General features: G+C 65.7%; 22 protein-coding genes. 13 read left to right on the top strand and 9 right to left on the bottom strand.

The annotated features are described in order from the left end of the window. Positions 1 to 630: 630 nt before the first annotated feature. Together rhtA and POF53_RS07350 are read left to right on the top strand one after the other, a co-directional pair. Positions 631 to 1,518, top strand: a complete 888-nt coding sequence (gene rhtA / locus POF53_RS07355) for a threonine/homoserine exporter RhtA (protein WP_203651943.1) — start codon at positions 631 to 633, stop codon at positions 1,516 to 1,518. Positions 1,519 to 1,703: 185 nt separating this feature from the next. After that, entirely contained in the window at positions 1,704 to 1,985 is a 282-nt protein-coding gene (locus POF53_RS07350; RefSeq protein WP_186714886.1) for a hypothetical protein, read from the top strand. A gap of 48 nt (positions 1,986 to 2,033) precedes the next feature. Here POF53_RS07350 and POF53_RS07345 read toward each other — a convergent pair whose 3' ends face one another. Next, the gene (locus POF53_RS07345) at positions 2,034 to 3,836 is read right to left on the bottom strand and encodes an aminopeptidase P family protein (protein ID WP_498967029.1); all 1,803 of its coding nucleotides are present in this window, start codon (positions 3,834 to 3,836) and stop codon (positions 2,034 to 2,036) included. Positions 3,837 to 4,031: 195 nt separating this feature from the next. Between POF53_RS07345 and POF53_RS07340 the strand changes: the two genes are divergently transcribed. Beyond that, positions 4,032 to 5,144 (top strand): DUF3182 family protein, encoded by a 1,113-nt coding sequence (locus POF53_RS07340; RefSeq protein WP_254464478.1) that lies wholly within the window; start codon positions 4,032 to 4,034, stop codon positions 5,142 to 5,144. After that, the gene (locus POF53_RS07335; protein ID WP_203651938.1) at positions 5,128 to 5,898 is read left to right on the top strand and encodes an alpha/beta hydrolase family protein; all 771 of its coding nucleotides are present in this window, start codon (positions 5,128 to 5,130) and stop codon (positions 5,896 to 5,898) included. Before POF53_RS07340 ends, POF53_RS07335 begins: the two co-directional genes overlap by 17 nt. Here POF53_RS07335 and POF53_RS07330 read toward each other — a convergent pair. Then, a complete protein-coding gene (locus tag POF53_RS07330; protein ID WP_203651937.1) occupies positions 5,877 to 6,257 on the bottom strand; it encodes an antibiotic biosynthesis monooxygenase in 381 nt (126 codons plus the stop codon). The two genes, POF53_RS07335 and POF53_RS07330, sit on opposite strands and share 22 nt — an antisense overlap. Positions 6,258 to 6,345: 88 nt before the next feature. On the opposite strand from POF53_RS07330, the gene soxR reads away from it, so the two are divergent. Next, positions 6,346 to 6,834 (top strand): redox-sensitive transcriptional activator SoxR, encoded by a 489-nt coding sequence (gene soxR / locus POF53_RS07325; protein WP_232856325.1) that lies wholly within the window; start codon positions 6,346 to 6,348, stop codon positions 6,832 to 6,834. Here soxR and POF53_RS07320 read toward each other — a convergent pair. Then, positions 6,801 to 7,778 carry a GlxA family transcriptional regulator gene (locus tag POF53_RS07320; protein ID WP_232856326.1) on the bottom strand — a complete coding sequence of 326 codons (978 nt, stop codon included), beginning with the start codon at positions 7,776 to 7,778 and terminating at the stop codon, positions 6,801 to 6,803. The genes soxR and POF53_RS07320 overlap by 34 nt on opposite strands. A gap of 82 nt (positions 7,779 to 7,860) precedes the next feature. On the opposite strand from POF53_RS07320, the gene POF53_RS07315 reads away from it, so the two are divergent. After that, on the top strand, positions 7,861 to 8,409 hold the full coding sequence (locus tag POF53_RS07315) for a cysteine hydrolase family protein (RefSeq protein ID WP_498967026.1): 549 nt from the start codon (positions 7,861 to 7,863) through the stop codon (positions 8,407 to 8,409). Positions 8,410 to 8,413: 4 nt separating this feature from the next. Here POF53_RS07315 and POF53_RS07310 read toward each other — a convergent pair whose 3' ends face one another. Next, positions 8,414 to 8,977: a helix-turn-helix domain-containing protein gene (locus POF53_RS07310; protein WP_254464475.1), complete on the bottom strand. Its 564-nt coding sequence runs from the start codon at positions 8,975 to 8,977 to the stop codon at positions 8,414 to 8,416. An 84-nt stretch (positions 8,978 to 9,061) separates the two neighbouring features. On the opposite strand from POF53_RS07310, the gene POF53_RS07305 reads away from it, so the two are divergent. From POF53_RS07305 to POF53_RS07275, 7 genes are all read left to right on the top strand, one after another. Next, positions 9,062 to 10,006 carry a DMT family transporter gene (locus tag POF53_RS07305; protein WP_254464474.1) on the top strand — a complete coding sequence of 315 codons (945 nt, stop codon included), beginning with the start codon at positions 9,062 to 9,064 and terminating at the stop codon, positions 10,004 to 10,006. Positions 10,007 to 10,305: 299 nt separating this feature from the next. Continuing rightward, on the top strand, positions 10,306 to 13,212 hold the full coding sequence (locus tag POF53_RS07300) for a monovalent cation/H+ antiporter subunit A (RefSeq protein ID WP_254464473.1): 2,907 nt from the start codon (positions 10,306 to 10,308) through the stop codon (positions 13,210 to 13,212). Next, on the top strand, positions 13,212 to 13,556 hold the full coding sequence (locus POF53_RS07295) for a Na+/H+ antiporter subunit C (protein WP_028690551.1): 345 nt from the start codon (positions 13,212 to 13,214) through the stop codon (positions 13,554 to 13,556). Before POF53_RS07300 ends, POF53_RS07295 begins: the two co-directional genes overlap by 1 nt. Positions 13,557 to 13,561: 5 nt before the next feature. Further along, positions 13,562 to 15,232 carry a monovalent cation/H+ antiporter subunit D gene (locus tag POF53_RS07290; protein ID WP_498967023.1) on the top strand — a complete coding sequence of 557 codons (1,671 nt, stop codon included), beginning with the start codon at positions 13,562 to 13,564 and terminating at the stop codon, positions 15,230 to 15,232. Further along, on the top strand, positions 15,229 to 15,717 hold the full coding sequence (locus POF53_RS07285; protein WP_203651929.1) for a Na+/H+ antiporter subunit E: 489 nt from the start codon (positions 15,229 to 15,231) through the stop codon (positions 15,715 to 15,717). The genes POF53_RS07290 and POF53_RS07285 overlap by 4 nt, the downstream gene beginning before the upstream one ends. Beyond that, complete coding sequence (locus POF53_RS07280; RefSeq protein ID WP_011534656.1) at positions 15,714 to 15,992, top strand: K+/H+ antiporter subunit F; 279 nt, start codon at positions 15,714 to 15,716, stop codon at positions 15,990 to 15,992. The genes POF53_RS07285 and POF53_RS07280 overlap by 4 nt, the downstream gene beginning before the upstream one ends. Next, the gene (locus POF53_RS07275) at positions 15,989 to 16,354 is read left to right on the top strand and encodes a Na+/H+ antiporter subunit G (RefSeq protein WP_203651928.1); all 366 of its coding nucleotides are present in this window, start codon (positions 15,989 to 15,991) and stop codon (positions 16,352 to 16,354) included. Before POF53_RS07280 ends, POF53_RS07275 begins: the two co-directional genes overlap by 4 nt. A gap of 165 nt (positions 16,355 to 16,519) precedes the next feature. On the opposite strand, the gene POF53_RS07270 is transcribed toward POF53_RS07275, so the two are convergent. The 5 genes from POF53_RS07270 to POF53_RS07250 all read right to left on the bottom strand — a co-directional run bounded on the left by POF53_RS07270 (position 16,520) and on the right by POF53_RS07250 (position 20,180). After that, positions 16,520 to 16,729, bottom strand: a complete 210-nt coding sequence (locus POF53_RS07270; protein ID WP_498967020.1) for a hypothetical protein — start codon at positions 16,727 to 16,729, stop codon at positions 16,520 to 16,522. After that, complete coding sequence (locus POF53_RS07265; RefSeq protein WP_028690546.1) at positions 16,726 to 17,196, bottom strand: hypothetical protein; 471 nt, start codon at positions 17,194 to 17,196, stop codon at positions 16,726 to 16,728. The genes POF53_RS07270 and POF53_RS07265 overlap by 4 nt, the downstream gene beginning before the upstream one ends. A gap of 507 nt (positions 17,197 to 17,703) precedes the next feature. After that, positions 17,704 to 17,898, bottom strand: coding sequence for a hypothetical protein (locus POF53_RS07260; protein ID WP_203651925.1), 195 nt, complete (start codon positions 17,896 to 17,898; stop codon positions 17,704 to 17,706). A gap of 117 nt (positions 17,899 to 18,015) precedes the next feature. Continuing rightward, positions 18,016 to 19,614, bottom strand: coding sequence for a methyl-accepting chemotaxis protein (locus POF53_RS07255; RefSeq protein WP_203651924.1), 1,599 nt, complete (start codon positions 19,612 to 19,614; stop codon positions 18,016 to 18,018). A gap of 161 nt (positions 19,615 to 19,775) precedes the next feature. After that, a complete protein-coding gene (locus POF53_RS07250) occupies positions 19,776 to 20,180 on the bottom strand; it encodes a TraR/DksA family transcriptional regulator (protein WP_050704989.1) in 405 nt (134 codons plus the stop codon). Positions 20,181 to 20,434 lie beyond the last annotated feature (254 nt).

Below are 20,434 nucleotides of genomic sequence, written 5' to 3'. Positions count from 1 at the left end.
AGATGATCGAAGCACCTCCGATACTACCTGAAACATCCAACCTTTTGATTAACAAAAGGTTTTTCGTTTCGACTACGTCGGAAGTGGGGCGCATTATAAGGGGATCTGAGAGGGCGTCAACCGTTAATTTCATCAAATTGAAATATCGGGGGAAAAGACCGCGTCAGGGCCTCAAGGTGTTCGCCACGACCCTTGCAGCGCCTGTGAGACCGAGCGCCGCCCGCGCGGCGCATCGCGGCACAAGGCCGCTCCTACATTTGTTGCAACGTGCCGAACCTGTCAGGCCATGGTTGCCAGCCTTGTTGGTCCGGCGCGGTTTCGGCGTGGGCACCACTGCCGCTCCGCACGACTTGAGGCATGCACCAAGGCTGGCGCCGCCTCATTCACAGGAATGATTGGCCCGAAACAGATGTAGGAGCGGCCTTGTGCCGCGATGCGCCGCGCGGGCGGCGCTCGATCTCATAGGCGCCAGAGAATCTTCGGCGGACACCTCTGAAACACAACACAACCCCAAGGCAGGCACCTCCCAGCCCTCACACCACCCACCAACCCTATCCCAACCTTGCCAACCCACCCTCCCGTTGCGCACTATATTGCGCACCCTAGCGCGCACAATAATCGGAAACCCCCATGAACACCCCAAACCGCAGCCTGACCGCCACGCTGTTCCCCATCGGTCTGCTGCTGATCGCCATGGCCTCCATCCAGTCCGGGGCATCACTGGCCAAGAGCATGTTCCCCATCGTCGGCGCCCAGGGCACCACTGCCCTGCGCCTTATCTTCGCCAGCGTCATCATGCTTCTGCTACTACGCCCCTGGCGCGCACGCCTGGACGCCAGCACCCTGCGCAGTGTGATCATCTACGGCATGGCCCTGGGCGGCATGAACTTCCTCTTCTATATGTCTTTGCGCAGTGTGCCACTGGGTATCGCCGTCGCCCTCGAGTTCACTGGCCCACTGGCCGTGGCGCTATGGGCCTCGCGACGGGCGCTGGACTTCCTGTGGATCGCCCTGGCGGTCGCCGGCCTGCTGCTGCTGATTCCTGTCGGCCAGACCGGTGGCGGGCTGGACCCAGTCGGTGCCGCCTATGCCCTGGGGGCAGGCGTGTGCTGGGCGCTGTACATCCTCTATGGACAGAAAGCCGGTGCCGAGAACGGCATCCAGACCGCAGCCCTGGGCGTTGTGATCGCCGCGCTGTTCGTCGCCCCCATCGGTATCGTCCACGCCGGCAGTGCCCTGCTGACACCCGCGCTCCTGCCAGTGGCCCTGGGCGTGGCCATTCTGTCGACAGCCCTCCCCTACAGCCTGGAAATGGTCGCCCTGACCCGCATGCCCGCCCGTACCTTCGGCACGCTGATGAGCATCGAACCGGCCTTTGGCGCGTTGTCCGGCCTACTCTTCCTGGGTGAGAAACTCACCCTTTGGCAATGGCTGGCGATTCTTGCCATCATCACCGCGTCGGTGGGGGCGACACTTTCCATGAAACGGGACACAGCACCGCCCGTTGCCGCCGACTGATTTGAGAAATATTTGCATTTAGCTGACCTGCAACCTTGTACCACCCGGCCTGGCTGATTAAGCTGTCACCCAATCATCATCTTGACGCTATCTACTGGGCGGCACATGGACGCCGGGGATCATCAGGGAAGAGGCAAAGCGCAAACGACAGGTCCGTTAAAGCAGTCGGGCCGATAAGGACAGGAATGAAACGTATTTTGCTCATTCTGGGCATCCTGGCCATCGCGGGATGCGCCGCGACAGCCAACACCGAGGTGAAACGGGGGAAGAAGGGCCTGCACATCAACTGCTCGGGGCTCTCCTCGTCGTGGGACAAGTGTTATAGCAAAGCCGCCAGCGCCTGCAGCAGCAAGGGCTACAAGGTCATCGCCCGCTCCGGCGACACCGACGAAGAGCCTGGCGACTATGTATTCGGTATCAACCCCGCCGGTTACACCAGCCGCAGCATGATCGTGATCTGCAAATAACGAAAAGGGCAGCCAAGGGCTGCCCTTTCGCTTTCAGGCCCGCCTGTTTCAGATCGGCGCAGTACGCTGCTCCAACCATGCCAACGCGTCCCCAGCCAGCAACGGGGCCAGCCGTTCGCGCACCGTCTGGTGATAGCGATTCAACCAGGCAATGTCCTCGCTACCGAGCTTCTCGACGAGCAGGCAGCGCGTATCGATCGGGCACAGGGTCAGCGTTTCGAACTCAAGGAACTCACCGAACTCGCTGCTACCCGCCTGGCGGTTGACCACCAGGTTCTCGATGCGCACGCCCCATTCGCCCGACCGGTAGGTCCCCGGCTCGATCGAACTGATCATGCCCGGCTGCATCGCTGTCTGCGGCGCCGGCGCAGCTTGGTAGGCAATCACTTGCGGGCCTTCGTGCACATTCATGAAGTAGCCGACACCATGACCGGTGCCATGACCGTAATCGACCTGATCCGCCCAGATCGGCGCTCGCGCGATGGCATCCAGCAACGGCGAAAGAATGCCTCGCGGGAATCGCGCGCGCGACAACGCGATCATGCCCTTGAGCACCCGCGAGCAGTCGGCCTTCTGTGCCTGGCTAGGCTCACCGATCGGCACCATACGGGTAATGTCCGTAGTGCCCCCCAGGTACTGTCCCCCGGAGTCGATCAACAATAGGCCATTACCCTCGATCACGGCATGGGACTCGTCCGTAGCTCGGTAATGTGGCATCGCGCCATTAGCGTTGTACGCGGCAATGGTCGAAAAGCTCAACGACACATAACCAGGACGACGGGCCCGGGCCGCGCTCAGTTGCTCGTCGATGGTCAGCTCGGTGATCCGCTCCTGCCCCTGGTTCGTCTCGAACCAGGCGAAGAACTCGCACAGCGCCGCGCCATCCTGCTCCATGGCCTGGCGAATATGGACGAGGTCCCCCTCCCCCTTGCGCGACTTGCTCAGGGTAGTCGGGTTGATGCTCTCGACCAGCCGCACCTGCTCGTGCAGGTTGTCCAGCAGGCCACGGGTGACCCGCGCCGGATCTACCAGCAGACTCGCCGCAGCCGGAATCGCGGCCAGCGCGTCATTGACCCCAACGTAGTCGCGAACCTCGATACCATCGGCCGCCAGTACCTGGCGCAGGTGGCTATCGACCTTGTCACGCCCGACAAACAGGAACGCCTTGTCCTGGCTGACCAGGGCGAAGGAAACGAACACGGGGTTGTAGGAGACATCGCTACCCCGCAGGTTGAACAGCCAGGCGATGTCGTCGAGGGTGGCGATGAAATGCCAGTCGGCGCCCTTCTCCCGCAGTGTGCTGCGCAACTCGGCGAGCTTTTGCGCACGGTTGACCGTGGCATGGGGTGGCAGGTGCTGGTACACCGGATTGCCCGGCAGCGAGGGGCGCCCCCCCCACACCTGGTCCAGCAAGTCGAGATCCGTGCGCAATGTCGCGCCACGCGCCTGCAGACGCTCGCCCAGTTGCCGCGCCGAGGCCAGGGCCATGACCGCGCCGTCCACCGCGACGGTGCCGGACACTTGCGCACCCAGCCACTCCAGCGCCCCGGGCTCCCCGGGGCGCAGTTTCATCAACTCGATGCCGCTGCCGGCCAGTTCCTTGTCCGCCTGTTCCCAGTAACGACTGTCAGCCCACAGCCCGGCAAAGTCCGCCGTCACCACCAGCGTCCCCACCGAACCAAGGAACCCGGACAGCCACTGCCGACCTTGCCAATAGCCCGGCAGGTACTCGGACAGGTGCGGGTCGGCCGAAGGCACCAGCAGGGCATCCACGCCCTCCCGGGTCATGACCTCGCGCACGCGGGCAAGGCGCGCCGGGACGGATTCGTGAAGGGGGGACTGACTGTTCATGCGCACTCCTGCGGATAGGTGTCGACGGGTCCAGGGCGTTGATAATGGAACAGCCGGCTGGCGCCCGCAATCTCCACGACCGTAACAAGGCATGCATTGCCCCAACTGCCCTGACGACCGTCGATCCATCCTCCTGAACTAAACCGGCTGCGGGCCTTCACAACCCTTACATACCGTGCGTACGCGAGGCCGAGCATGCCCCACTCACGCGAACCGAAAAGCGCCGTCGTGCTGCTCGACACCCGCGAGCACACACCCGAGCATGAACGCGCAGTCCACCTGAAGATCGCCGATCACCTGGCGCGTCTGCTGGATGTCGAGCGGGTCGAGCCTTCGCCCACGCAATCCGATGCGACCGGCTACTACTATGTACCGACCCAGACCCTGGTCGATCAGGAGCGTCACGCAGCGCTGGGCATTCACGACGAACAGGATCTGTTCGGTGGCATGGTCAGCCATCCGCACATGGCCACCAAAGCCATCTCCCACCCGCTGCCGGCCGACGCCAGCTTTCCGCCCGGCTGGACCGATGCCTTTGCCCAGCATGCCAGCGACGCCCTGCTGCGCGGCTATACCGTGTTCTCCAGGGCCGACGCCCGCCGCGCCGCCGAACTGCTGCTGCGCGATGGGCCGGTAAGGATCAAGCCGGTACTGGCCTGCGCCGGCCGGGGCCAGGAGGTGATCATCGACAGGCTGGCCCTGGAGCCGCTGCTGGAGGCGATGGATGAACAACAACTGAGCTTGTGGGGATTGGTACTGGAAGAAGACCTCGACGAGGTCGAGACCTTCAGCGTAGGGCAGGTACGCGTGGCCGGGCTAACCTTGAGCTATCACGGCACCCAGCACCTCACCCGCGATCATGCGGGCACCGAGGTGTATGGTGGCTCCGACCTGGTGATCGTGCGCGGCGACTACCAGCAACTGCTGCAACTGCCGCTCGAGGACCACCTGCGCCTGGCCATCAACCAGGCCATGACCTACGAAGAGGCCGCCGAACGCTACTTCCCGGGCTTCATCGCCTCACGTCGCAACTACGACATAGCCCGCGGCCAGGACCATCACGGCCATCTGCGCAGCGGCGTGCTTGAACAGTCCTGGCGCCTGGGCGGTGCCAGCCCCGCCGAGGTCCTTGCGCTGCAGGCCTTCGCCGCCGATCCGGCGCTGCAACGGCTACGCGCCTCGACTCACGAGGTATTCGGCGACACGCAACTGCCCGCCGACGCCACCCTGTTCTATCAGGGCCATGACAGTGAACTTGGACAACTCAGCAAATATGCACGGATACGCGACCATGACCATCGAGAGTGAAACCGTGGAACTGCACGTCGAGGGTGACAGCATCGTCGGCACCCTGGTCAGCCCGGGCAGCCGCATGCCGGGGATCCTCTTCGTCCATGGCTGGGGCGGCAGCCAGCAACGCGACCTGGCCCGTGCCCGGCAGATCACCGGGCTCGGCTGCGTGTGCATGACCTTCGACCTGCGCGGACATGAAAAGACCGAGAGCCAGCGCCTGACCGTCACCCGCGAGCAGAACCTGGCCGACCTGCTGGCCGCCTACGACCGGTTGGCCAGCCACCCGTCGGTCGATCCCGGCGCCATCGCCGTGATCGGCAGCAGCTATGGCGGCTACCTGGCGACCCTGCTCACCCGTCACCGGCCAGTCAAATGGCTGGCGTTGAGGGTACCGGCCCTCTATTGGGACGATGAATGGGAGGCGCCCAAGCAGGCCCTCGACCGCCAGCGGCTCAACGCCTACCGCCTGCGTGACCTCGGGCCGGCCGACAACCGCGCCTTGGCCGCCTGCGCCGAATTCGCCGGCGACGTGCTGCTGGTGGAATCCGAACAGGACGACTATGTGCCGCACAGCACGCTGATGAGCTACCGCTCGGCCTTCGTCGGCGCCCACTCGATGACCCACCGCCTGGTCGACGGCGCCGACCACGCGCTGTCCAGCGAGGAAAGCCAGAAAGCCTACAGCGCCATACTCACGGCGTGGATCAGCGAGATGGTCATCGGCGCGCGCCTGGACCGCTACCCGCACTACGCGCCCTGGTATGCCTGAGTGCTACCCAGCTGACAATGCAGGCCGCCATCGGCGCCACGCACCAGGCTGCGCAGCGTCTGGTACGCGGCGAAGTTCACCCCGCGGGCCTGGTGCTCGCCCAGCAGGTCGAGGAACGGCTCCTCGATGAAGCAGCCGGCGGCGGCGACCCAGGCCTGGCGCGATTGCCAGCGCAGGTGCTGGAGCACTCGACGACCGTCGTCGCTGACCTGGATGCTGACGCTCAGCAGACCATCGCAGCGTTGCGCGAGGTGCTCGCTGCGCACCACCAGGGCCTCGGCCAGGGCGTCCTGGCGCAACGGTGGCACGTCGTACTCGATCATCTGGGTGAACCACAGGGAATGGGTGTTGGCCGCCATGACGCATCTCCTCGTTTCGGGCTCTTGCAGCAGATGGTCGTGGAGGGTAAAACCTCCAGCTAACTCAAGGTCAAGGATTTTATTGCCGATGAAGCCCCCTTCCGCCCAGGAGCGCCTGCTCAGCGTCGGCCAGCTGGCCGCGCGCAGCGGCGTGGCCGTGACCGCCCTGCACTTCTACGAGACCAAGGGACTGATCCACAGCACTCGCAACGCCGGCAACCAGCGCCGCTATCCACGGGCCATGCTGCGCCGGGTGGCGGTGATCAAGATGGCCCAGCGCCTGGGCATCGCCCTGGCCGACATCGCCAGCGCCCTGGAGGCCCTGCCCTGCGATCACACCCCTACCGCCGACGACTGGCAGCGCCTGTCGGCGCGCTGGCGCGACGACCTGAGCCGGCGCATCGACGAGCTGGTGATGCTGCGCGATCAGCTCGACGGCTGCATCGGCTGTGGCTGCATGTCGTTGAAGGAATGCCCGCTGCGCAACCATCACGACCGCCTCGCCGATGAAGGCCCGGGGCCGCACCCAACCACCAGCGAAACTCAGCCGCTGATGACCGCGAAACGCCGACGGTAATCGCTGGGGGTCATCCCGGTCAGGCGCTGGAACACCTTGCGAAAGGCGCTGGGGTCCTGATAGCCGACGCCCCAGGCGATCTGGTCGACGCTGCGCCGGGTGAACTCCAGCAAGCGGCAGGCCCGGCCGACCCGCACCTGCTGCGCGTATTCGGTGGGGCGCAGGCCGGTGGCGGCGCGAAAGCGACGCAGGAAGGTGCGCGGCTCGAGGCCCGCGCAACCGGCCATGTCGGCCAGGCTGGCATCCCGGGCCTCCTCTGCCTGCAACCAGTGCTGCACCTTCAGCACCGCCTCGTCACCATGGTCCAGGCGCGGCTGGAACAGGGCGCCGGGCAACGGCGCCGGCGAGGGCTCGACCGCAAGATAGCGGGCCGTCTCGCGGGCCAGGGTGTGGCCGAGGAAGCGCTCGATCAGGTGCAGGCCGAGGTCGGTCCAGGCCATCAGCCCGGCGGAGGTGACGATGTCGCCGTCGTCGAGCAGCGGCTGGCTGCCCTGTACCCGCACCCTGGGAAAGCGTTCGGTAAGGGCCTGGGCATAGTTCCAGTGGGTGCAGGCCGCCCGACCATCCAGCAGGCCGCTGCCGGCCATCAGGAACACACCGATGCACACCGAGGCCAGCACGGTGCCCTGGCCGTGCACCTGGCAGAGCGCGGCGCGATGGGCCTGCAACACCTCGGCCGAAGGGGTCGCCGCCAGGCTCGGCGGAATCATCAGCGCCCGCAGCGCATGGCCGTTCGCCGGCAGGCTGTCATGCACCACCTGCAACTGACCCGCTCCATCGAGCTGCCAATGGGTCACTCGCAGTACTGGCAGATCATGGGCGCCCAGCTGCGCGGCGACCCGGTTGGCCACCGCGAACAGGTCGGTCAGGCCGTGCACCGCCGCGCTCTGCGCGCCGGGATAGATCAGCACGCCGATTTCCAGGCTGTCAGTTTTTGCCGTCATTGTGTCGCTCGCGCCTATCCTCGATCGGGTCGCCCAAGCCTATAACTATCGGCAGTTCATCACTACTGCCGCAGGAGGCACCATGAGCAAGCGCGCCCTGATCATCATCGATATCCAGAACGACTACTTCCCCGGTGGCAAATGGACCCTGGACGGCGCCGAGGCGGCGGCCGACAACGCCGCCCGGTTGCTGGCCGCAGCCCGCGAGCGGGGCGACCTGGTGGTGCATGTGCGCCATGAGTTCGAAAGTGCCGACGCGCCCTTCTTCGTGCCAGGGTCGGTCGGCGCGCAGATCCATCCCAAGGTCGCGCCGGCGGCCGGCGAGACGGTGGTGCTCAAGCACAAGGTCAACAGCTTCCGCGACACCCAGCTGAAGGCGCTGCTCGACCAGCACGACATCAAGGCACTGACTATCGCCGGCAGCATGAGCCACATGTGCATCGATGCCGCGACCCGCGCCGCCGCCGACTTCGGCTATGAAGTCAGCGTGGCCCACGATGCCTGCGCAACATTGGCGTTGGAGTTCGACGGCAAGCGGGTGGCGGCGGCCGATGTGCACGCCTCAGCAATGGCCGCGCTGGCGTTCGCCTATGCCAGGGTCGCCAGTACCGACGAGCTGCTGGCCGTTTGAGGGCTCAGATCACCACGTTACGCACGAAACGCACCGGCTCCTGGCCATCGTTGCGGTAGGCGTAGCGGCAGTCGCTGGGGAAGACGAAGAACTCGCCCTTGCCCAGTTGCCGCTCTCCTTCTTCTATGATCAGGGTCAAGCGGCCTTCGCTCACATAGATCTGCTCGCTCCAGCCGGCGGCGTCGGCTTCACTGGCGTAGCACTCGCCCGGGGCCAGGGTCCACTCCCACAACTCGACCTCGCGGCGCGCCGGGCTGCTGCCGAGCAGCACGGCGCGGCTGGCAGGGTGCACACCTGCCCAGGCCAGCTCTTCGATGCGACTGGGGTCGCGCCGGTCCGGCGCCTGGATCAGGGTGCTGAACGCCACCCCCAGCGCTTCGGCGATCAGGTCCAGGGTGGTGAGGCTGACATTCTTCTCGCCGGCCTCGATGGCCACCAGCATCCGCCGGCTGACCCCGGAACGCTCGGCCAGGACGGCCTGGCTCAGGCCGGCGTCGCCACGCAGGCGACGAACGTTCTGGCTGACATGCTGCAGCACCGATGCCCGGTGCTCGGAATCTTTGTGCACTATATTGCTCACTGGTAGGGGATGCGCAGTATACTGCCCACTTTGCGGCGAATTGTGCGCCGCCCCTTCCGAGTGCGCAAGACCATGAGCCAGGCCCCCACCCGCAAACCCACCGTCAGCTTGCGCCTGAGCAAGGCCGAACTGGTGCTGGTGTTCATCACCATGCTCTGGGGTGGCACCTTCCTGATCGTACACAACGTCATGACCGTCAGCGGGCCGATGTTCTTCGTCGGCCTGCGCTTTGCCGCCGCCGCGCTGTTCGTCGGCCTGGTGTCGGCCCGTTCGCTGTCGGGGCTGACCTTCATCGAGCTCAAGGCCGGCGTGCTCATCGGCGTGTCGATCATGCTTGGCTACGGCTTGCAGACCATGGGCCTGCAGACCATCAGCAGCAGCCAGTCGGCATTCATCACCGCGCTCTACGTGCCCTTCGTGCCGCTGCTGCAATGGCTGGTGCTGGGCCGGCGCCCGGGCCTGATGCCGAGCCTGGGCATCGGCCTGGCCTTCGTCGGCCTGATGCTGCTGGCCGGCCCCGAGGGCGGCGCGCTGCACTTCAGCGAAGGCGAACTGGTGACCCTGGTCAGCGCCGTGGCGATTGCCGGCGAAATCATCCTGATCAGCCGCTACGCCGGCAAGGTCGATGTGCGCCGGGTCACCGTGGTGCAACTGGCCACCGCCTCGGCGCTGTCGTTCCTGATGATCGTGCCGACCCAGGAGCAACTGCCCGGTTTTTCCTGGCTGCTGCTGGCAAGCGCGGTGGGCCTGGGGGCCATGAGCGCGGTGATCCAGGTGGCGATGAACTGGGCGCAGCAGTCGGTTTCGCCGACCCGCGCTACCCTGATCTACGCTGGCGAGCCGGTGTGGGCCGGTATCGTCGGGCGTATCGCCGGCGAGCGCCTGCCGGGCGTGGCGCTGATCGGCGGGCTGCTGATCGTGCTGGCAGTGGTGGTGAGCGAGCTGAAGATCCGACGCCAGGATGAGGCCAGCGCCTTGCAGGATGATGAGGCGCGCGAGCGCGAGGCGGGATTGTAGGCAAGGCAACCACCCTGTGTAGGAGCGGCCTTGCGCCGCGAAAAGGGCTGCAAAGCAGCCCCGGCGATTGAACACTGAATCCCCGGGGCCGCCATGCGGCCCTTTCGCGGCACAAGGCCGCTCCTACACAGGGAACGCACAACCCCACGGGCACACGATCAGCCGCTATGCTCTGAAAGAAACTGTTATAAAAAAACAGCTTGTCACAGCACATTTGTAGGATCCTGCAAACCCTTGCGTGTTGGTGATCAACCGTCCGGCACGTATGATCCTTGGCAAACTTCTCAGAACAGAACGCTATGTCATTGATTGTGCTATTGCTTCTGCCCTTCCTGGGCAGTTGCCTGGCGGCTGTACTGCCGCACAACGCACGCAACGCCGAGTCCATTCTTGCCGGGCTCGTGGCCCTGGTCGGCACCGTCCAGGTGGCGTTGCTGTACCCCCAGATTGCCGATGGCGGGGTGATCCGCGAAGAGTTCCTCTGGTTACCGAGCCTGGGCCTGAACCTGGTTCTGCGCATGGACGGCTTCGCCTGGCTGTTCAGCCTGCTGGTGCTGGGCATCGGTACCCTGGTGTCGCTGTACGCCCGCTACTACATGTCGCCCCAGGACCCGGTGCCGCGCTTCTTCGCCTTCTTCCTGGCGTTCATGGGTGCCATGCTCGGCCTGGTGATCTCCGGCAACCTGATCCAGCTGGTGTTCTTCTGGGAGCTGACCAGCCTGTTCTCCTTCCTGCTGATCGGCTACTGGCACCACCGCGCCGACGCCCGCCGCGGCGCCTACATGGCGTTGATGGTCACGGGGGCCGGCGGCTTGTGCCTGCTGGTCGGGGCCCTGCTGCTCGGCCATGTGGTCGGCAGCTATGACCTGGACAAGGTCCTGGCTGCCGGCGACACCATCCGCCAGCATGCGCTGTACCCGGTGCTGCTGCCCCTTATCCTGATCGGCGCCCTGAGCAAGAGCGCGCAATTCCCCTTCCAGTTCTGGCTGCCCCATGCCATGGCGGCCCCAACCCCCGTCTCGGCTTACCTGCACTCGGCGACCATGGTCAAGGCCGGGGTGTTCCTGCTGGCCCGCCTGTGGCCGGCGCTGTCGGGCAGCGAGGAATGGTTCTGGATCGTCGGCGGCGCCGGCGCCGCCACCCTGCTGCTCGGCGCCTTCGCCGCGATGTTCCAGAACGACCTCAAGGGCCTGCTGGCCTATTCGACCATCAGCCACCTGGGCCTGATCACCCTGCTGCTGGGCCTGAACAGCCCGCTGGCGGCGGTCGCTGCGGTGTTCCACATCCTCAACCACGCCACCTTCAAGGCCTCGCTGTTCATGGCGGCGGGGATCATCGACCACGAGAGCGGCACCCGTGACATCCGCCGCCTGAGCGGCCTGTTCCGCCTGGTGCCGTTCACCGCGACCCTGGCGATGGTCGCCAGCGCCTCGATGGCCGGCGTGCCGTTGATGAACGGTTTCCTGTCCAAGGAGATGTTCTTCGCCGAGACCGTATTCATCACCTCCACGGCCTGGGTCGAAGCGGCCCTGCCGGTGATCGCCACCCTCGCCGGGACCTTCAGCGTGGCCTACGCGCTGCGCTTCACCGTCGACGTGTTCTTCGGCCCACCGGCCCAGGACCTGCCGCACACGCCCCACGAGCCGCCGCGCTGGATGCGCGCGCCGGTCGAGCTGCTGGTGCTCACCTGCCTGGTGGTGGGCATCTTCCCGGCGCAATCGGTCGGTCCATTGCTGGCAGCAGCCGCGACACCCGTGGTGGGCGGCGTGCTGCCGGAATACAGCCTGGCCATCTGGCACGGCTGGAACGCGCCGCTGATGATGAGCCTGATCGCCATGACCGGCGGCATCGTGCTCTATCTGCTGTTGCGCAAGCAGCTGCAGCGCGGCCGCTTCCCCCACCCGCCGCTAATCGAGCGCTTCAACGGCAAGCGCCTGTTCGAGCACGGCCTGGTGCGCCTGATGCTGCTGGCCCGCCGCGTCGAGCGCCTGCTGACCACCCGGCGCCTGCAGACCCAGCTGTTCATGCTGGTACTGGCAGCCTTCGTCGCCGGCCTGGTGCCGCTGCTGTACAGCGGCCTGAGCTGGGGCGACCGGCCGAAGATCCCGGGCTCCGGGGTGTTCGTCGCCCTCTGGCTGATCGCCATCGCCTGCGCCATCGGCGCCGCCTACCAGGCCAAGTACCATCGACTGGCGGCCTTGATCATGGTCGGTGTCTGCGGCCTTATGACCTGCATCACCTTCGTCTGGTTCTCCGCGCCGGACCTGGCGCTGACCCAGCTGGCGGTCGAGGTGGTCACCACCGTGCTGATCCTGCTCGGCCTGCGCTGGCTGCCACGGCGTATCGAAGGCGTGTCGCCGCTGCCCGGCAGCCAGGACCGCGCACGCCTGCGACGCCTGCGCGACCTGGTGCTGGCAGTGCTGGTCGGCGGCGGCATGGCGTTGCTGTCCTACGCCATGCTGACCCGCCCGACACCCAACGACATCTCCTCGTTCTACCTCAGCCGCGCCCTGCCCCAGGGCGGCGGCAGCAACGTGGTCAACGTGATGCTGGTGGACTTCCGCGGCTTCGACACCCTCGGCGAGGTCACCGTGCTGGTGGCCGTGGCGCTGACCGTGTTCGCCCTGCTGCGCCGCTTCCGCCCGCCGAAGGAGAGCATGCAGTTGCCGGCCCAGCAGCGTCAGCTGGCGCCGGACGTGGTCACCGACCTGGTCAACCCGCGCCAGGCCACCGACACCGCGCTCGGCTTCATGATGGTGCCGGCCGCCCTGGTGCGCCTGCTGCTGCCAATCGCCCTGCTGGTGTCGATGTACCTGTTCATGCGCGGCCACAACCAGCCGGGCGGCGGTTTCGTCGCCGGCCTGGTGATGTCGGTGGCGTTCATCCTGCAGTACATGGTCGCCGGCACCCAGTGGGTCGAGGCGCAGATGAGCCTGCGTCCGCTGCGCTGGATGGGCACCGGCCTGCTCTGCGCCACCCTCACCGGTGCCGGGGCGATGCTGCTGGGCTATCCGTTCCTGACCACTCACACCGCCCACCTGCACCTGCCACTGCTGGGTGACGTGCACGTGGCCAGCGCGCTGTTCTTCGACATCGGCGTGTACACCGTGGTGGTCGGCTCGACCCTGCTGATCCTCACCGCCCTGGCCCACCAGTCGGTGCGTGCCTACCGCCCCGCCAAGTCCAGCCAAGCAGGAGCCGCCTGATGGAAGAAGTCATTGCAGTCGCCATCGGTGTCCTGGCCGCCTCCGGGGTCTGGCTGGTCCTGCGCCCGCGGACCTACCAGGTGATCATGGGCCTGTGCCTGCTGTCCTACGGGGTCAACCTGTTCATCTTCAGCATGGGCAGCCTGTTCATCGGCAAGGAGCCGATCATCAAGGACGGCGTGCCCCACGACCTGCTGCACTACACCGACCCGCTGCCCCAGGCGCTGGTGCTCACCGCGATCGTCATCAGCTTCGCCATGACCGCGCTGTTCCTGGTGGTGCTGCTGGCCTCCCGCGGCCTGACCGGGACCGACCACGTCGATGGCCGGGAGCGTGAGGAATGAGCGGGATGAACCAACTGATCATCGCGCCGATCCTGCTGCCGTTGATTACCGCATCGTTGATGCTGTTGATCGGCGAGAAGCACCGCTGGCTGAAGGCGCGCCTGAACCTGCTGTCCACCGCCCTCGGCCTGGGCATCGCCGTCACCTTGCTGATGTGGGTGCGCACCCAGGGCCAGGCCGAGTCCATCGGCGTCTACCTGCCGGGCAACTGGCCGGCGCCGTTTGGTATCGCTCTGGTGGTCGATCACCTGTCGGCGCTGCTGCTCACCCTGACCGGCATCGTCGGCCTGAGCGCCCTGCTGTTCGCCCGGGCACGCTGGGACGGCGCCGGGGCCAGCTTCCACGCACTGTTCCAGATCCAGCTGATGGGCTTGTACGGCGCCTTCCTCACCGCCGACCTGTTCAACCTGTTCGTGTTCTTCGAGGTGCTGCTGGCGGCCTCCTACGGCCTGCTGCTGCATGGCTCGGGGCGGGCGCGGGTCAAGGCCGGGCTGCACTACATCGCCATCAACCTGTTCGCTTCCTCGCTGTTCCTGGTTGGTGCGGCCATGCTCTATGGCGTGACCGGCACCCTGAACATGGCCGACCTGGCGCTGAAGGTGCCGCTGGTGCCGGAAGCCGACCGCGGCCTGCTGCATGCCGGCGCGGCGATCCTGGCCATCGCCTTCCTGGCCAAGGCCGGGATGTGGCCGTTGAACTTCTGGCTGGTGCCGGCCTATTCATCGGCCAGCGCGCCGGTGGCCGCGCTGTTCGCAATCATGACCAAGGTCGGGCTGTACGCCATCCTGCGCATGTGGACGCTGCTGTTCTCCGGCCAGGCCGGCGCCTCGGCGTTCTTCGGCGGCGACTGGCTGGTGTACGGCGGCCTGGCGACACTGGCCGTGGCGGCCATGTCGATCCTCGCCGCTCAGCGCCTGGAGCGCCTGGCGGCCCTGAGCATCCTGATGTCCGCCGGTACGCTGCTGGCCGCCGTCGGCTTCGGCCAGTCGATCCTGACCGGCGCCGCGCTGTTCTACCTGGCAAGCTCCACGCTGGCCCTGTGCGCGCTGTTCCTGCTGGCCGAGCTGGTGGAGCGTTCGCGCTCGGCCAACGAGGCGCCACTGGACGAGGAAGAGGATGCGATGCCCTCGCCGCTGGAGTCGCTGCATCCGCCCAAGGGTATCAACCTGGACGACGAGCAACAGGTGGTGATCGGCCAGATCATTCCCTGGACCATGGCCTTCCTGGGCCTGAGCTTCATCGCCTGCGCCCTGCTGATCATCGGCATGCCGCCGCTGTCGGGCTTCATCGGCAAGCTCAACCTGATCAGCGCACTGTTCAATCCGCAAGGTCTGGGCGTTGCCCCGGAGCAACCGTTGGGCGCCGCTGGCTGGACCTTGGTCACCCTGCTGGTGCTGTCCGGCATGGCCTCGCTGATCGCCTTCGGCCGTGTCGGCATCCAGCGCTTCTGGAAGCCCGAGGAGCGCCCCTCCCCGGTGTTGCGTCGCTATGAATGCGTGCCCATCGTCATCCTCCTGGGCCTGTGCATCTTCCTCAGCCTCAAGGCCGAACCACTGCTGCGCTACACCCAGGACACCGCCGCCAGCCTGCGCACGCCGGAAGCCTACATCAATGCCGTGATGTCGACGCGGCCAGTACCTGGCCCGACCACCGCCGGCCTGGAGGTGCAGCCATGAACCGACTGTTCCCCGCGCCATTGCTGTCCGTCGCGCTGTTCGTGCTGTGGCTGCTGCTCAATCTGTCGGTCAGCCCGGGCAACCTGCTGCTGGGCGCCCTGCTGGGCATCCTCGCGCCGATCCTGATGGCGCCGCTGCGCCCGCAGCATGCCCACGTGCGTCGGCCCTGGGTGATCGCCAAGCTGATCGGCCGGGTCGGCCTCGACGTGATCCATTCCAACCTGCAAGTCGCCCGTGGTGTCCTGCGCGCCGGCAGCACGCCACCGCGCTCGGCATTCGTGCACATCCCGCTGGACCTGCGCGACGCCCACGGCCTGGCGGCCCTGTCGATGATCACCACCGTGGTGCCCGGCACCATCTGGTCGGAGCTGGCCCTGGACCGCAGCGTACTGCTGCTGCACGTGTTCGACCTGGACGACGAACCAGCATTCATCGAGCACTTCAAACACACCTATGAACGCCCGCTGATGGAGATCTTCGAATGAGCGGCCTGCTTGCCAATGCCGTCCTCGCCAGCCTGTTCATCTTCGCCCTGGCCATGGGCCTGACGCTGATCCGGCTGTTTCGCGGTCCATCCGCCCAGGATCGGGTACTGGCACTGGACTACCTGTACATCCTGGGCATGCTGATGATGCTGGTGCTGGGCATCCGCTACGCCAGCGACACCTACTTCGAAGGCGCCCTGCTGATAGCCCTGTTCGGCTTCGTCGGCTCTTTCGCCCTGGCCAAGTTCCTCCTGCGTGGCGAGGTGATCGAATGAACGAATCCGTGGTATTGCCGTTCTGGCTTGAGCTGATCACGGCAGCCCTGCTGCTCATCGGCAGCCTGTTCGCGCTGATTGGCGCCATCGGCCTGGTGCGCCTGAAGGAGTACTTCCAGCGCATGCACCCGCCCGCGCTGGCCTCGACCATCGGCGCCTGGTGCGTGGCGCTGGCCTCGATCCTGTACTTCTCGGTGCTCAAGCAGAGCCCGGTGCTGCACGCCTGGCTGATTCCGATCCTGCTGTCGATCACCGTGCCGGTGACCACCCTGCTGCTGGCCAGGGCCGCGCTGTTTCGCAAGCGCACCTCGGGCGAGGACGTACCGGAAGAAGTCAGCAGCGGGCGTGATCGCGGTAACTGAAGTGGCCTCAAGCCACGCACGCCCGTTGTAGGAGCGGCCTTGCGCCGCGAATGGGCCGGAAAGCGGCCCCAGGGTTTCAGCGTTGACGCATAAATTGCCGGGGCTGCTTTGCAGCCCTTTCGCGGCGCAAGGCCGCTCCTACAGGGGAATGCGCAACCCCAACCGTCAGGCCTGGCTCAAGCGCTGCAGCTCGCGTCGCACCATGGCGACGAAGGGCGGTGAGCTCATCTGGTAGAGCTCGCCGGCCACCCAGCCCAGCCACGCCCCCTGCAGTTCATCCCGGCGCGCCAGCAGGCGCTCGGCCTGCTCGAGGGCCCGGGCCTGATGCTCACGGTGGAAGTCGGCCCGCGAGGCGGGCGTGTCCTCGTCGCTCACTCGCTGGCCTTGAAGGTGGTCAGCTCGCCCTTGCGCCACTTGGCGACCTTGCCGGTCACCGCCTTGAGCAGCTTGCCCAGGCCTTCCTGGACCTGCTGCTGGGCCGCGAACACCAGCATCACGCCCTGCCCTTCACGGAACACGATGGCCTCGCCTTCCGGCACCGAAACGAAGGCGTAGTCGCCCTGCCCGTACACATTGAACTTGATCTCGCGAAAACGCAGTTCGAGCTTGCCGCCTTCGCGGCTGGGCAGCACCGCGGCGCGGAAGTGGTCACCCACTTTCAGCTCAAGGCGCTGTTTGTCATCGACCACCATGGCGTCATCGGTATCGATCTCGGCCATGTACAGGCCGTCGGGGTTCTGCTCGGTGACATACACGAAGCGCCCCTGGAACAACTTGACCAGCTTGGCGCGCAAATCGCCCAGGGCAAACAACGCATGGGTATCCAGAGTACTGACTGCCAATGAAAAGCTCCTCACATCAATTACAGCAAGCCGCACCGCACACGCCGCTGGGCGTTGGGGTGGCAGCCACACAAAGTCGAAGTCCAAAGGACCATGGATTCAATAAGCGAAGATCCACGCACACGAACGATACGCCAAGCAGGGAACACTTCCCCGCTGGAACATCCGGCGTGCTTCGGCAAACTATCCGCAAATAGGAAACGTATAACCTGACGGCAAAGGGGTCAGGAAGATGCGACTACTGAGGGCGACACTTCAGCATGAGTGTGCCCCAACCCTTCGTCGCGCATTACAGGTACAGGAATATGCACGAAAACACCGAATTCCGTCGAGAGGCAAGTAACATTTCTTGGCGTACGGCTATGCCAGGCACATCCCGATACAGCGTTGTGGCCGCCGGTATCGGCTTCTTTCACATCACTGAAATCACCTCTGGCAAGGTCCGCGGATTCCGCCAGCGCTACCAGGACGCCTGGGAGCTTGCACGCCACCTGGAGCGCTGAAGCTTCACGCCGCCTGGCTCCTGCCCAGTTGCTGTTGCCATGCAGCCTGGCACTCCAGGGCCTCATCACGGCTGGCGAAGGCCGTGCCACGACGTTCGCCGTCAACCAGTACCACCCAGCACGCCCTTTTGCCCAGGGCCTGCAAGGACCGTGGCACACCACTGCCGATCATCACGGCCACATCGACTCGGCTAGTCATCATCCCCTCCGGAATTTAATTAGCAACCTAACGATGTGCGCATGATACGACCTGGGTACCCCACGAATAAAGCGCAAGGCGGTACAGCAGTGTTGCACTCCAGGCAACAAAATCGCCTCAATCGAGCCCGGGTTCAGGCCGGTACCCCAGGCGCAGGCCACCCCAGTGTCGTCCCGCGACGAAGATCGGCACCGACAGGTCGTGCATCAGCTCACCGGTGTCTCGCGTGTAGGTTTGCAGCAGCACCCGCTGCTGGTGACTGCCGCAGCGAGCGCCGGTACGATCATCGAACATGCGCTTGCTGCGGTTGTGCGCCGTGTCATGGGCGGCATCGCCGGTCAGCGGCTGGTTGAACGCATTATTGTGGGTCGGCACGTAGCCCTGCTGGGTACAGGCAATGGCGTAGACCATACCGTCGTGCTGCAGCAACGGTTCCTGGAGCTGCGGCAACACCGTGTCGGTGTAGTGGTCGAAGCGCGTACTGAAACGTGGTGGCTGCATGCCGGCAATCGGCCGGTACTGGCGATCGAACAGATCGTCCAGGCCGATGCGCCCCTGTTCGATATCCGTCTCGAAACATTCGCCGATCTGCCGCGCGCCCGCCTGCGCCAGTTCGAATACCCGCTGGTGGTAGGCGTCCAGGCCGACCTCGGCCAGCCGTTCGCTCAGGCTTTCCACCTGGCCCTCCATCTGCACCGCCGCCTTGGCCAGGCGCCGGGTCTGCTGGTCGCTGACCTCCAGGTCGCCGCGCACCTGGGCCACGGCCTGGAACAGGGTGTCGAGCTGAGCCTGGTTGACCTGCGTGCCCCCGGCGATCTCGCTCACCTGCCCCTCGACACTGGCCGCCAGGCTGGCAATCTGCGCCAGTTGCCCGCCAGCCTGCTCGACCTGGCCGACCCCCTTGCCCAGGTCCTCGGCCAGCGTGCGGATCTGCGCCACCACCTGGGCGGTGCGCGCCTGGATGTCCGCAACCATCTGGCCGACCTCCTCGGTGGCACTGGCGGTACGCCCGGCAAGGCCGCGCACCTCGTCGGCCACCACCGCGAAGCCACGGCCATGCTCGCCGGCCCGCGCCGCCTCGATGGCGGCGTTGAGCGCCAGCAGGTTGGTCTGGCTGGCAATGCCCTGGATCACCAGGGTGACCCGGGCGATATCCTCGCTGCGCTGATGCAGGGCCTCGATCAGCTCGCGACTGGCCGAAGCGCGCACACTGAGCTCGCGCATGCACTGGATGGACTCGGCCAGCACCTCGCTGCCGACCACGCTGCTGCCGTGGGCGGAACGAGCGGCTTGCAGCGCCTGCTGGCTGAGCTGGGCAGTCTGCTCCTCGGTGGTGATCATGATCTCGGCACTGCCGACGATCTCCTGGGCAGCCCCCAGTTGCGACTGCACCCGGGCCGCCAGTTGCTGCACCGAATGCGCCACTGCGGCGGCCGACAAAGCATTGTGGCTGGTGCCGCGGGCCAGTTCCTGGAGCAGCGTGCCGTCCTGGGCCGGCGTCGATACCGGCTGCACGGCGGCCACCTTGCGCCCACGCGGCAGCCACAGCACCGCCAGCGCCATCGGCAAGGCCAGGTACAAGGGCAGCCCGGTGAACGCCATGGCCGCCAACACCGCGCACAGCGCGACGCCCTGCAACAGGGCGACGGCGGCCCCCGCACGGGTCGGGGTGGCCTGCGGCGCTGCGCCGGCCGGCAGAGATCCTTCTCGCATCATTGTCGTGGTCCATCCGCATGTCGTTATTGTGACGTCATTAAACGCCACTATAACGCCATTATCCACGCTCACTTGGATGCAGCCGGCCACCCGTTGATACAGGGCAAGAAAACACGAAGGCCCCAGGGATCGCTCCGTGGGGCCTTGCGCAAGGCGTTGGATCAGATCTGCCGCTGGTGGCGGTCGAGCTGCTCGTGACGCTCCTGGGCTTCGATGCAGTACTTGGTGGTCGGGCTGATCAGCAGGCGCTTCAGGCCGATCGGCTCACCGCTGTCGTCGCACCAGCCGAAGCTTTCGTCGGCGATGCGGTCCAGGGCCATCTCCAGCTGCGGCAGCAGGCGCTGGTCGCGGTCGATGGCGTTGACCAGCCAGGTGCGTTCTTCCTCGACCGACGCCACGTCAGCCGGATCCGAGGGGCTGTCCAGGCTTTCGATGGAGGTGCGGCTGAGTTCGATGCGCTCGTGCGTTTCGACTTTCATCGCTTGCAGCAGCTTGGTGAAGAACGCGAGCTGTTCGGCGTTCATGTAGTCATCGGCCGACATGGCCAGCAACTGTTCCTTGGTCATCGATTTCTCTATGAAAAAATGTGCATTGGGCGATTCGGGTGCCGCCGACGAAGCTTCGTCGGCCGCGGAATTCTTCAAGCGCCAACCGGCACTCTTTTACAGGGGGCGGCAGTCTAAGGTGCCGCGCCCGAGTGGGCAACAGAAATGACGGCGGATTTGGCCGAAACAGGTTGGGAATCCGCTGACTGGCACCGTGGAATAGTACGGATTGCGCGCCTGCAAGACGCCATTGGGTAATATGCCGAAATAATAAT

Origin of the sequence: Mitsuaria sp. RG (assembly GCF_028369275.1) — a bacterium.
Lineage (GTDB): Bacteria > Pseudomonadota > Gammaproteobacteria > Pseudomonadales > Pseudomonadaceae > Aquipseudomonas > Aquipseudomonas peradeniyensis.
Note: the sequence above shows the minus strand (reverse complement) of the source record. Positions and strands in the feature narration are given on the sequence as shown.